At 60.5% G+C, this 12945-nt stretch carries 10 protein-coding genes; 6 read left to right on the top strand and 4 right to left on the bottom strand.

What is annotated here, in order from left to right; all coding sequences use genetic code 11:
• Positions 1 to 2: 2 nt before the first annotated feature.
• The 5 genes from HCK86_RS07485 to HCK86_RS07465 all read left to right on the top strand — a co-directional run bounded on the left by HCK86_RS07485 (position 3) and on the right by HCK86_RS07465 (position 6275).
• Positions 3 to 647 carry a glutathione S-transferase family protein gene (locus HCK86_RS07485; protein ID WP_176083826.1) on the top strand — a complete coding sequence of 215 codons (645 nt, stop codon included), beginning with the start codon at positions 3 to 5 and terminating at the stop codon, positions 645 to 647.
• Between the two features lie 3 nt (positions 648 to 650).
• Positions 651 to 2117 carry a betaine-aldehyde dehydrogenase gene (gene betB / locus HCK86_RS07480; protein ID WP_176083825.1) on the top strand — a complete coding sequence of 489 codons (1467 nt, stop codon included), beginning with the start codon at positions 651 to 653 and terminating at the stop codon, positions 2115 to 2117.
• Positions 2118 to 2139: 22 nt separating this feature from the next.
• On the top strand, positions 2140 to 3789 hold the full coding sequence (betA, locus tag HCK86_RS07475; RefSeq protein ID WP_176083824.1) for a choline dehydrogenase: 1650 nt from the start codon (positions 2140 to 2142) through the stop codon (positions 3787 to 3789).
• A 232-nt stretch (positions 3790 to 4021) separates the two neighbouring features.
• Positions 4022 to 5419: a chloride channel protein gene (locus HCK86_RS07470; RefSeq protein ID WP_176083823.1), complete on the top strand. Its 1398-nt coding sequence runs from the start codon at positions 4022 to 4024 to the stop codon at positions 5417 to 5419.
• A 133-nt stretch (positions 5420 to 5552) separates the two neighbouring features.
• Complete coding sequence (locus HCK86_RS07465) at positions 5553 to 6275, top strand: phosphoadenylyl-sulfate reductase (protein WP_176083822.1); 723 nt, start codon at positions 5553 to 5555, stop codon at positions 6273 to 6275.
• Between the two features lie 298 nt (positions 6276 to 6573).
• Here HCK86_RS07465 and HCK86_RS07460 read toward each other — a convergent pair whose 3' ends face one another.
• From HCK86_RS07460 to HCK86_RS07450, 3 genes are all read right to left on the bottom strand, one after another.
• Positions 6574 to 7602 carry a LacI family DNA-binding transcriptional regulator gene (locus tag HCK86_RS07460; RefSeq protein ID WP_176083821.1) on the bottom strand — a complete coding sequence of 343 codons (1029 nt, stop codon included), beginning with the start codon at positions 7600 to 7602 and terminating at the stop codon, positions 6574 to 6576.
• A 273-nt stretch (positions 7603 to 7875) separates the two neighbouring features.
• Positions 7876 to 9093, bottom strand: a complete 1218-nt coding sequence (locus HCK86_RS07455) for an FAD-dependent oxidoreductase (protein WP_176083820.1) — start codon at positions 9091 to 9093, stop codon at positions 7876 to 7878.
• A 178-nt stretch (positions 9094 to 9271) separates the two neighbouring features.
• A complete protein-coding gene (locus HCK86_RS07450; RefSeq protein ID WP_176083819.1) occupies positions 9272 to 10378 on the bottom strand; it encodes a TRAP transporter substrate-binding protein in 1107 nt (368 codons plus the stop codon).
• 471 nt (positions 10379 to 10849) lie between these two features.
• On the opposite strand from HCK86_RS07450, the gene HCK86_RS07445 reads away from it, so the two are divergent.
• Complete coding sequence (locus HCK86_RS07445) at positions 10850 to 12346, top strand: adenine deaminase C-terminal domain-containing protein (protein ID WP_176083818.1); 1497 nt, start codon at positions 10850 to 10852, stop codon at positions 12344 to 12346.
• 258 nt (positions 12347 to 12604) lie between these two features.
• Here the strand turns inward: HCK86_RS07445 and HCK86_RS07440 are convergent, their stop codons facing one another.
• The gene (locus HCK86_RS07440; protein ID WP_176083817.1) at positions 12605 to 12775 is read right to left on the bottom strand and encodes a hypothetical protein; all 171 of its coding nucleotides are present in this window, start codon (positions 12773 to 12775) and stop codon (positions 12605 to 12607) included.
• Between the last annotated feature and the right edge of the window lie 170 nt (positions 12776 to 12945).

The raw sequence follows: 12945 nt of genomic DNA, 5'->3' as shown, positions 1-12945 counted from the left end.
ACATGCTGAAGATCTGGGGCCGGCGGACATCGTCCAATGTGCAGGCATTGATGTGGGCAGTCGGCGAACTTGGGCTCGATTATGAGCGCACCGATATTGGCCATAAATACGGGGGCAACAGGACGCCGGAATTTCTGGCGATGAACCCGAACGGCCTCGTGCCGGTGCTCAAAGACGGCGCGGACGGTGAGCCCTTGTTCGAAAGTGCCGCGATCATACGGTATCTTTCAAGCCGTTATGGCGCCGCCCCGTTCTGGCCGGAAGACCCCGTCGCCCGCGCCCATGTCGACAAATGGGCCGAGTGGGCCAAGGCAACGGTGGCCCCTGCCTTCACCATGCCGATCTTCTGGCTTGCCGTGCGCACGCCTGAAGCCGAGCGTGATCCGGCAAAGCTTGAAGCCGCTGTCGCCAATTTCGCCCGGCTTCTCGATATTGCCGAGGCCGAACTTGCCGCCCATCCCTTCCTTGCCGGGGATGATCTGACCGTCGCCGATATCATGTTCGGCCATCTGCTCTATCGCTATTTTTCCGCCGATGAGATCGCGCGGCCATCACATCCAGCCGTCGAAGCCTATTACAGCCGACTGACGGAGCGTCCGGCCTACCGGGAACATGTGATGGTTTCCTATGAAGAACTGAGGGCCTGAACCATGCGCGCGCAGCCAAAAGCCAGCCATTTCATCGACGGCGCCTATGTGGAAGACGCTGACGGCACCATCATCGAGAGCATCTACCCGGCCACCGGCGAGGTGATTGCCCGGGTGCATGCGGCAACGCCGGCAATCATTGAAAGGGCTGTTGCTGCGGCTGAGCGTGCACAAGCCGGCTGGGCGGCCATGCCCCCGCGTGAGCGTGGCCGCATTCTCCGCCGTGCTGCGGAGATGATCCGCGCGCAAAACCGCGAGCTGTCCGAGCTTGAGACGCTGGACACCGGCAAACCGATCCAGGAGACCACGGTTGCCGATCCGCTGTCGGGTGCCGACAGTCTGGAATATTTCGGTGAGATCATAGCCTCGGCGCTGAATGGCGAGCATATTCCTCTGGGCGATGACGGCTTTGCCTACACGAAACGCATGCCGCTCGGCATCTGCCTCGGCCTTGGCGCATGGAACTACCCGCAGCAGATCTGCTGCTGGAAGGCAGCACCCGCGCTGGCAGCCGGCAATGCGATGATCTTCAAACCGTCGGAGGTTACCCCGCTTGGTGCGCTGAAGATCGCCGAGATCCTTGCAGAAGCCGGTGTGCCGAAGGGCGTTTTCAATGTAGTTCAGGGCGACCGCGACGTCGCGCCCCTTCTGGTCAGCCACCCTGAAATCGCCAAGGTTTCCCTGACCGGCTCCGTTCCGACCGGTCGCAGGGTCTATGCCGCTGCAGCTGAAGGGCTGCGCCATGTCACCATGGAGCTTGGCGGCAAGTCGCCGCTGATCATTTTCGAGGATGCGGACATCGAAAGCGCGATCGGCGCTGCCATGCTCGGCAACTTCTATTCCACCGGCCAGATATGCTCCAACGGCACCCGTGTTTTCGTACAGCGCAGTATCAAGGAACGGTTTCTGGAGCGGCTGAAGGCACGCAGTGAAGCCATCAGGATCGGCGACCCGCTGGATCCGGAAACACAGCTCGGGCCGATGGTCTCCATGGCACAGCGCGACAAGGTTCTGGCGCTGATCGCCACAGCGGAACCGGAAGGCGCGCGCCTGATCACCGGCGGCGGCATCCCGGCAGACCGTGCCGGTGAAGGCTACTATATGGAGCCGACCGTTTTTGCCGATGTCGCTGACCAGATGACGATTGCACGGGAGGAAATTTTCGGGCCGGTCATGTCGGTTCTCGATTTTGATGACGAGGCGGAAGCCGTTGCCCGCGCCAATGCCACCGCTTTCGGCCTGGCGGGCGGCGTCTTCACCGCCGACCTGGCCCGCGGTCACCGCGTCGCCGACCGGCTGGAAGCCGGCACCGTCTGGATCAACGCCTATAACCTGACACCGGTGGAAATGCCGTTTGGCGGCATCAAGCAGTCGGGTTTCGGCCGCGAGAACGGCCACGCTGCGCTGCAGCATTATACCCAGCTGAAGAGCGTCTATGTCGGCACGGCGCCGGTCAGTTCGCCCTACTGAAAGAAAGACCAAGAGTAAGACCATGCAAGCGGATTATGTGATCATCGGTTCGGGCTCGGCGGGTTCGGCACTCGCCTACAGACTGTCCGAGGACGGAAAGAATACGGTTCTGGTGCTGGAGTTCGGCGGCAGCGATGCCGGACCTTTCGTCCAGATGCCGGCTGCCCTCGCCTATCCGATGAACATGAAGCGCTATAACTGGGGCTATCAGAGCGAGCCGGAGCCCCATCTCAACAATCGCCGCATGATCGCACCGCGCGGCAAGGTGATCGGCGGGTCATCCTCCATCAACGGTCTGGTCTATGTTCGCGGCCATGCCGAAGACTACAATCGCTGGCAGATGCTTGGCGCACACGGCTGGGCCTATGCCGATGTGCTGCCCTATTTCAAGCGCATGGAAACGAGCCATGGCGGTGAAGCCGAGTGGCGCGGGACCGACGGTCCGCTGCATGTGCGTCGTGGCGATGTGCGAAACCCGCTCTATCACGCCTTCATCAAAGCCGGTCAGCAGGCAGGCTTTGAAACGACGCCAGACTATAACGGCGCCAAGGGCGAAGGCTTTGGCCTGATGGAACAGACCAGCCATCAGGGCCGGCGCTGGTCTGCGGCCAATGCCTATCTGAGGCCGGCGCTCAGACGAACGAACTGCGATCTCATACGATGCCTCGCCCGCCGGGTGATCATCCGCGACGGCCGCGCGATCGGCGTCGAGATCGAGCGTGGCGGCAAAATCGAGGCCGTGATGGCGAACAAGGATGTGATCATCGCCGCCTCCGCCTTCAACTCTCCGAAACTGCTGATGCTGTCCGGTATCGGCCCGGCTGCCCATCTCGCAGAACACGGCATTGACGTCGTCGCCGACCGGCCGGGCGTCGGCGCCAATATGCAGGATCATCTCGAATTTTACCTGCAGCAGGAATCGCTCGAGCCGATCACGCTCTATTCCAAGAACAACCTGTTCTGGATGGCGGTTATCGGCGCGCAATGGCTGTTCCTGAAGACAGGACTGGGAACCTCGAACCAGTTTGAAGCCGCTGCCTTCATCCGCTCGGCGGCGGGTATCAAATGGCCGGATATCCAGTATCACTTCCTGCCTATGGCCATCTCCTACGACGGCTCGTCACCGGCAAAGTGCCATGGATTTCAGGCGCATGTCGGTTACAACATGTCGAAATCGCGCGGCAGTGTGACCCTGCGCTCCAGCGAGCCGAAAGCCGATCCGGTGCTGCGTTTCAATTATATGAGCGATCCGGAAGACTGGGTGAAATTCCGCCATGCCGTGCGCATCACCCGCGAGATCTTCGCGCAGGATGCCTTTGCCCCCTATCGGGGCCGCGAGCTAGCCCCCGGCCCCGACGTGCAGTCGGATGATGAAATCGATGGCTTTCTGCGCGAACATCTGGAAGGCGCCTACCACCCCTGCGGCACCTGCCGGATGGGGGCAGCGACTGATCCGATGGCCGTGGTCGACCCAGAAACCCGCGTCATCGGCATCGACGGATTGCGCGTGGCTGATTCGTCCATCTTCCCGCATATAACCTATGGCAATCTCAATGGCCCCTCGATCATGGTTGGCGAGAAGGCGTCCGATCACATTCTGGGCCGGACGCCGCTGCCGGCATCCAACCAATCCGCCTGGATCAACCCTAGATGGCAGACAAGTGACCGTTAACAGGTGCATCCCCCGTTCGATTTGATCTCTGTCAGCGGCGCAAATCACTGTGGTTGCTGATGAACAATCGCGTCTGATACCCCGATCATGCTTGCACGGGGAGCGATTCTTCCCGATGATGCAAAGATGCCACTTGAAACTTGGAGGTATCACTCCTATGGCCAAGGGCGCATGCCGACCGCGCCACGCGCCGCCGGGACGAAATATTTGAATCCAGCACCGAAAGCCAGCCATGCGTCCTCGTTACAAGAATGTGAAAATGTTCCGCCGTTCACGAGTGATGTGGGGTTCCTGGCGCATCTGGGAGCCGCGACTGGTCTTTTGGTTCGGCGCTCTGGCCATCGGCGTCATCTCGGTTCTGTTTGCCCGTGCCGCCGACCGGGCACAGGAACTGTTTGACACGCTGCGGCATACGACGGAATTCTCGCCCTATCTGCCGCTGATCATCACGCCGCTCGGCTTCATGTTCTGCTCCTATATTGCCTCGACGGTCTTTCCCAATTCGCAAGGCTCAGGCATTCCGCAGGCGATTGCCGCACGTCATCTGCATGAGCCGCAGCTGCAGCACCGGCTCCTCAATCTCAGGATCGTCATCGGCAAGATCGCCCTTACCATCGTCGGGCTGTTCTGCGGTGCCTCGATCGGCCGTGAAGGGCCGACCGTGCAGGTTGGCGCATCGATCATGATCCAGACGGCGCGGCTTGGGAAAATGATCCAGACCAAGGGGCTGATCGTTGCCGGATCTGCTGCCGGCATTGCCGCCGCATTCAACACGCCGCTTGCCGGTATCGTCTTTGCCATCGAGGAGATGAGCCGGTCATATGAATCGCGCGCCAATGGTCTGGTGATCTCGGCCATCGTGCTCTCCGGCCTGGCCGCGATCGGCCTTGCCGGCAATTACACCTATTTCGGCTATGCCTCGGCGATTGCCGTCAAGCCGGAAGACTGGCTGGCCGTGGTGATCTGCGGCGTCGGCGGCGGTGTTCTCGGCGGTCTGTTTTCGCTCTATTCGCTCAAGGCCGCCCGGCGCCTGAAACGCTGGGCCCAGCCGGATCCGGTCAAGCGCATGGCGCTGTTCGCCGGAATTTGCGGGCTGATTATCGCCGTGATCGGCATCGGTTTCGGCGGCGAGACCTTCGGTACCGGCTATTCCCAGGCCAAGACCGTTATTGAAGGCGGATCGATCAATCCCGGCTATTTCGTCGGCAAGCTGGTTGCGACCTTCCTGTCGCTGGCATCTGGCATTCCCGGCGGTCTGTTCGCCCCGTCGCTCTCCGTTGGCGCGGGCTTCGGTTCATCGGTTGCGACCGTGCTCGGCATTTCTGTCAGCCTCGGCGCCATTCTCGGCATGGCCGGCTATTTCGCCGGTGTCGTCCAGTCGCCGATGACAGCCTTCGTCATCATCCTCGAAATGACCGACAATCACGACGGCATCATCACGCTGATGGCGACGTCGATGCTGGGCTATATCGCCTCGCGCGTCATTTCCGCAGAGCCGCTTTACCATGGCCTGTCGCGTGCCTTCATCGCCGACAGCATCAAGTATCAGCGGGCTCAGGTACGTTCGACCTCGGAAGACGGCCCCGCGACCAAGGAAAAGGATGGGACGGAAGCGCCGCGTTCCGCTTGAGGGAAGTGTTTTTCCAAACAGGCGCTGAAGACGGCAAGCTTTTGCCAAGAACTGTCATTTTGCAAAATCCCGTTGGCTGGCGAAATTGTCGCACTGTTGCGATAGTGTCGTCAGGAACCGGAAAGGCGATGACATGCAGGAAATTACGATTGAATCCGCTGAAACGCTAAATGACCAGCTCGCTGCGCTTGCGCTCGAGGAACGGCTGGCGCTTGTCGCCGGGCTTGGCGGCGATGCGGTTTTCACCACCAGCCTTGGCCTTGAGGATCAGGTAATCACGGCAGCGATAGCGCTCAACGGGCTTCAAATCCGCGTGGCGACGCTTGATACCGGGCGGCTCTTTACCGAGACCGTGACCTTGATAGCCGAGACCGAGAGGCGCTTCGGCATCGCGATCGAACGTTTCCGTCCCGACCCTGCTGCCGTTACCGACTATGTCAGCCGCTACGGCCGCAACGGTTTTTACGACAGTGTCGAAGCCCGCCATGCCTGCTGTCAGATCAGGAAGCTGGTTCCGCTTGCCCGCGCACTGCAGGGCGCCGGCTTCTGGGTTACCGGCCTTCGCCGCAGCCAGTCCGGCAACCGGGCCTCAACACCCTTTGCCGAATATGATGCCGAGCGGAACCTCATCAAGATCAACCCGCTCGCAGACTGGTCGATCGAAGACGTGAAAACCTATGTCGCCGACAATGCCGTTCCCGTCAATCCGCTGCATGAGCGCGGCTACCCCTCGATCGGCTGCGAGCCCTGCACCCGTGCGATCAAGCCCGGAGAACCGGAACGCGCCGGCCGCTGGTGGTGGGAAAATGACGCCAAGCGCGAATGCGGCCTGCATGTGGCACAGGCAGCCGGTTAACAAAGGCGAATTTGAGCCAGGGACTAAAAACGCCGCATATGTTGCGGTGTCAGATTGCTTACAAAGCCATTCCGCTTACCTGTTTGGGGTGAATAGCCGCCCCCTCCGTCGTCATCCCCGTGCTCGTCACGGGGATCCAGATTCATAAAGCATTGAATAGACGGGGTCTTTCGTCGCGCGGACGCGCGCCGGCTGGATGCCTGTGACAAGCACAGGCATGACGACAGCAAAAGGGGGGCAGCTCTGTCAACAGCCCTACGCCGCAACAGATGCGGCGTTTTTGTCCACGGTTCAGGCGTCAGAAACGCGTTGTCCGTCCTTCAATGATCGTCGCATCCAGACGGACCGCATCATTGGGCCTCTCCCCTTCGCTCATGAAGCGGATGATCAGTTCAGCGGCCTTCTCGCCGATCTCATAGAGGGGCACCTGAACCGTTGTCAGCGGCGCATTATCCATGCCGGCAAAGGACATGCCATCGTAGCCGCAAATACCGAAGTCTTCCGGCACTCTGAGGCCCAGCTGCACCGAACGGAAATAGACGCCAAGCGCCAGCTCATCACTGTGGCAGAAGGCAGCATCCATATCCGGCCGCTGCGCATGGAGCTGATCAAGAAGCACCATGCCGAATTCCAGCGAATGTTCGCGCTCGGAATCGATCACCAGTGCCGGATCATAAAGTCCGGCGTCGACCAATGCATCGCGATAGCCGTCAAACCGCCGGCGAGAGCGGATATCCTTGCTGGCGCCCAGCGACGCTATGCGCCGGTAGCCCTTGGAAATCAGCATCCGGGTGGCAGCAGCCGCCGCCTCGCGGTGGCATATGCCAACCCCCATATCCAGGGGATCGAGACTGGTATCCATCATCTGGACAACCGGGCAGTCGATCTCGGCAATCAGCTTCTTGTTGACGGGAAATTCGGCAAAGCTCTCGATAATGATCCCCGCCGGGTTCTGGGCCAGAAACAGCTTCAGCTGCTGCGCTTCTTCGGCAGCATTGAGACCGGTATTGGCAAATTGCGTGCGCAGATCAGAGCGCTGGAAGCGATCCTCCACACCCTTTGCCGCCAGCGAAAACGCGCGCGACCCCAGAATGGGACCAAGGACGGCAACGACGCCGCTATGCCGGCTGGCCAGCGACCGCGCGGCAAAATTCGGGACATAACCGATGTCATCGACGATGGCCAGGATCTGTTCGCGCAGCTTGTCGCTAACCTTCTGTGGCTCTCGGAGCGCGCGTGAAACCGTGATCGGGCTGACACCTGCGATATTGGCGACATCATTCAAAGTTGTTCTTGGCTTGGCACCACCACGCTGACGAGAAGACAAATACGTATCCTTTTCCATTCGCCCAAGGCGCTCAATCGGTCCGAGCCGACACCGCATCATTTATCTCTGAGAGCCAGAACACTACACACGCACAACTAAAAATAACGTAGTCACCCCCATTTTGTTCCAACAGAATGCAAGCTCAAAATATTTTTTTTGTGACCGGCGAATTACTTGCCCGCAGCCTCATCGAATCATTCATTACAACCACATATTAGTAAAATACGATAATCCGGCAAGCAGGCTTGCCGCCGCCCCCGCCGATAAATTGGCTCAGCCAAGCAAGGACTTCAGGTCCGTCTCGGGATCTGCAATCCGTTCGGGGGACGGATTGGTTCCTGCGGCCAGCATCTTCTTGGCGGAGACATAGGCCTTCGCATCGTTGACCGCATCCACCGCCAGCAATTCCCCGCCCCGGAAATACCAGACGGAAACCGCACCTTCGCGCTGACCGGGCCGTGTCACCGTGCGGTCATAGCCCTGATTGAAGCCGGCAGTCTGCAACTTGACATCATATTGATCGGACCAGAACCAGGGCTCGGGCAGATAGGGCCTATCGTCGCCCGCCAGGACAGCCGCAACGGCATCCCCCTGATCGACGGCATTGGGGACCGATTCCAGCCGGATGCGAGCACCGCGGAACGGAAGTTCCGCACAATCGCCAACGGCAAAAATCGCCGGATCCGAGGTTCTGGCCCGGTCATCAACGACAATGCCATTGGCAACCTCCAGGCCGGCATCCTTGGCCAGCTGGTCGTTCGGCGTCACGCCGATGCCGACAACAACAATATCGGCGGCAATCACCGTGCCATCGGACAGAACCGCGCCCGTTACCCGGCCATTGTCGCCGACAAGCCGCTCAAGCCCGGTCTGCTCGCGGATCGTCACGCCGTGTGACTGATGGATGGCGCGCATGATATCGGCCGTCGCGGGAGACGCCACACGCTTGAGAATGCGGTCTGCCATTTCGATGACCGTCACGGCGAGCCCGAATTTGCGGGCGACGGCTGCGGCCTCCAGGCCGACATAGCCACCACCGATCACGAGAAGCGATTTTCCAGCCTCCATCACGCCGGCAAGACGGTCGGCATCGCGCTTTTCGCGCATGACAAAGACGCCATCAAGATCACCGCCAATGGCCGATGGCAGCTTTCGGGGCGTGGCTCCGGTGGCAATCACCAGATGCTCATAAGCGATCACCTCGCCATTCTGCATCACCACCGTTTTGGCAGACCGATCGATTGCCTCGACGAAATGCCCGAGCCTGAGATCAACATCATTGTCCGCGTACCACGTCTCGGGGCGGAACATCAGGCGGTCAAAGCTCATCTCCCCGAGCAGATATTTCTTCGACAGCGGCGGACGCTGATAGGGCGGAACGGTTTCGGAACCGATCATGGTGATGGGACGCGGATCCTTCAGCGCCCTGAGCTTTGCCGCGACCGCAAATCCACCCTGTCCCGCACCCACGATTACCAAACGTCCAGCCAATGCCCGCTCCTGTCACCCGATCGAAAAACAACCCGTACTGCTTAAGTCCGCGGCACCAGAGCGTCAATTCCGCCAGTTCCATCAAATAGGCATCGGCCTGTGCGCCCAAAGTGTTCCCTGACAAAAAAGCCCGGGCTCATCGCCCGGGCTTTCTGCAATGCCTTCGATCCCAGAGAGATCAGAGGTTGTTCTTGCGCTGCTGGATCATCATGAACTTGTCGAACGAGAATTCGGCAAGCTGCATCCAGAGATAGGCGTCCTTCTTGAAATCGATCTGGCTGTCATAGATCTTCTTGAAGGTTGGGTTGTCAGCCGAAATCTGGGCAAAGACTTCCTTGGAGGCGGCGAAGGCTGCTTCCATGATGTCATCGCTGAAGGGCTTGAGAACCGCACCCTGAGCAACGAGCTCGCGCAGGGCCTTCGGGTTCTTGGCATCATACTGCGCCAGAACATCGAGGTTCACCGCGTCGCAGGCATCAATCATGATGCGCTGGTAATTCTTCGGCAGGCTTTCGAACTTCGCCTTGTTGATGAAGGCATGAATGGTCGGGCCACCTTCCCACCAGGCAGGATAGTAGTAATATTTCGCCACCTTGACGAGGCCGAGGCTCAGATCGTCATAGGGGCCGACAAATTCACTGGCATCAATCGAGCCGCGCTCGAGTGCCGAATAAACATCGCCGCCGGCGATCTGCTGCGGGGTGACGCCAAGCTTGGCCATAACCTGGCCGGCAAGCCCTGCAATACGCATCTTCAGACCCTTGAGGTCATCAACCGAGTTGATTTCCTTGCGGAACCAGCCACCCATCTGGGCACCGGTGTTACCGGCCGGACGGCCGACAAGGCCCTGCGTGGCGAAGAATTCGTCAAACAGCTCATTGCCGCCGCCCTGATAGAGCCATGCATTCTTCAGGCGTGCATTCATGCCGAAGGGAACAGCCGTTCCAAGACCATAGGTCATGTCCTGACCGATATAGTAATAGGACGGCGTATGGCACATTTCGATCGTATCGTTGCGCACGGCATCCAGAACCTGCAGCGGCGGAACAATCTCACCGCCTGCATAGACCTGGAGCTTGAACTTGCCGTCCGTCGCTTCAGCCACACGATCGGCAATGCCGGTCGAGGCGCTGTAGAGAATATCAAGCGACTGGGGGAATGCAGATGAGAGACGCCAGTTGATCTCAGGGCTTTCCTGAGCAATGGCCGGGGCTGCCAGCGCAGCCGGGACGAGGGCACCCGCCGAAGCGACGCCCGCCTTTTTGAAGAATGTGCGGCGGTCCATGGATGGTTTCCTGCTTCATGTTTCTTGGGGCCTGGGCCGGGAAAACGATCCCGGCTGTACCGTACCGCGCGGTACTAATTACTTTTGTTCAGACTTTCAAGCCCCCACCACCCGAAATTGCCGCGTCGCAGCAACTTTCTTGCCTTATTTGCCTAACAAGGCGAAATTTTAGGCGCGAAACCAGCCTCAAGATGCGATCTTTATTGCCGGAGGCGATGATTTCGGCTGTCTGGCACCCGGCAACGGCAATGCAAGAGGCAGCCGTGACAGTGGCACGGCCTCAGCGGGATTGCGTGAGGATAAGCCTTTTTCGCCCCCCACCTATACGAATTTGTCGTTGATTTGACACAGCAACGACCTATTTAGGCGCTAAAAGCAGCGCATACACAACCAATACGCTGATTCTTGCGATCAAGACACGCCGCGCGGTATCTGAACGAAGGCCGCGCCGTCACACGGAAAGATGAAAATATGGCCGGCAGAACATCGTCGGAAGCCCGGTCCACGGTAAAGAGCGTGGGCGGCAGAACGGCTACACCAAAAAGCGACGCGCCTGATCTTGTGATCCGCCGCGCGACGCTTGTCGATGTGACGACGGGAGAACTGCGCCCGGCCGATGTCTGCGTGAAGGCAGGCCGGATCACCGCCGTTCTTGCCCCCGGCAGTGCGGGCAAGGCCCGCAGCGAGATTGACGCCTGCGGCCTGTTTCTCGCCCCGGGCTTCATCGACATGGCTGCGCGCATCGAAACGGCGATGGTGTCACCGCAGCATTATGCCGATACCGTTCTGCCCCATGGCGTCACGACGGCCGTCTGGCGCAAAAGCGAGCGGCCATCATCCGGACAGGCCACAGGGAACATTGTCAAGGCGGCAGGCAAACTGCGCCTCTTGAGCTCTGTCGACGATCTTGGCGGCAATGACAGCTTCGTCATAGCCACCTCGGCTGGCGAACTCACGGCCATGCTGCGTGACGGGCTTTCCGTGATCATCGACGGCTCCTACCCCCAGGCCCTGCCCGACTTCGTCAAGGCCTTGAAGCGGCTGCCACAGTTTCCGCTGTCGCTCACGCTCTCAAGCGGTCACTGCCTGCCGGACACGCTCGACCGCGAGGGCGGGCTGATTGCACTGATGCAGCGCCTCGTGCGCAACGGCCTTGCACCGTTGCATGTCATCAAGGCCGCGACCATTAATGCCGCCATCGCCCTTGGCCGCAAGGATCTCGGCATTGTGGCGCCGGGCCGAGCGGCGGATCTCGTGCTGCTTGACGATCTGAACGACCTGACCATTCACACCGTCATCGCCGGCGGAACGATTGTCGACAGGACGGCCATGCGCAGACCCGTCATCGCAGCCACAGGCGCTGGCGTACCGCTGCCCTGCGGCCACATAGAAGCCGATCACTTCCGCATTGCGACCGACAGTCCCGCAATCTCCGTCGCCGCAGCGCCCGGCGATGCGCCTTACGGTCAGATGGAAGGCAAGATCCGCAAGGGCATGCTTGCCCTGCCGGATGACGTGGTCATGGTGGCCCTGATTGATCCGCATTCCAAACGCGCAGCGAAGCCGGACATCCGGTTCATCTCGGGTTTTGGCCGTTGGCGTGGCGCCTTTGCCACCACGCTGTCTTATGCGCCGGGAAAGCTTCTCGTGATTGGCCGTGCGGAACAGGATATGGCCGTTGCAGCCAATTCCGTCATTGATGCCGGCGGCGGTATGGCCGTTGCCGCCGATGGCTGGGTTCATGCGCTGATGGCGCTGCCGCAACATGATATCGGCAACAGGCGCTCCCTGCCGGAAGCCGCCGAAGCCCTGGCGACAATCCGGGACGCGCTGGCAACGGTGGTGGACTGGCCGCAGCCCTTCATGCTGTTCCGGCTGCTGACCGGCCTCACCCCCAATGCCCGGCCGCCGGCCGCCAATGAAGCAGAAGACGCTCAGTCGCTTATGCCCATCGCTGCTGCCGGCTGAGCGCGGCCGCGTCCCTCTGCGCGGTCATGAACTGCAGGCCCCGACCACTGACGGGGCGCGGCAACGGGCTTCGCCGTCGCCCCGTCTCATTGCCCTTTTGCGCGCTGATCGATCAGCTTTGCGCTCGCCAGGCCTGAGGGCAATGCGGCACGGCCATGTCGGAGCGAAAAGCCCTTCTTGACCGAGTGCATCTTGCAATCTTGTGGTTTCGGCCCGGCGCTCTGCGTGACTGTTCATGCCCCCTTGATCCTGTCGCTCTCAGGTCAGGCTGGCCGGATCACGCGCCAGATCGTCCCGCCCCTTTGCCCCCCCGCCGGTGCTTACGGCCATCCAACGGCCAGAGCCAATGCTCGACACCATCGCGCCCCCCTTCCAGGTCCGACGCTCGCCGCCATCGCCCCCACCGCTCGGGTCGATGCTTGCTCTCATCACGCCCGCTTCTCGGGCCGATGCTTGCCGCCATCGCGCCCTTTCCTTGGGCTGACGCTTGCCGCCATCGCACCGCCCTCTCCGCCTGCCCGAACATCCGCAAGTTCTGGTTGCCGTAGCAGGCCACCGATGATATGACTGACTGGTCAGTCAGAAAAATGGAGCGATTT

Source organism: Martelella sp. HB161492, from assembly GCF_013184775.1.
Lineage (GTDB): Bacteria > Pseudomonadota > Alphaproteobacteria > Rhizobiales > Rhizobiaceae > Martelella.
Note: the sequence above shows the minus strand (reverse complement) of the source record. Positions and strands in the feature narration are given on the sequence as shown.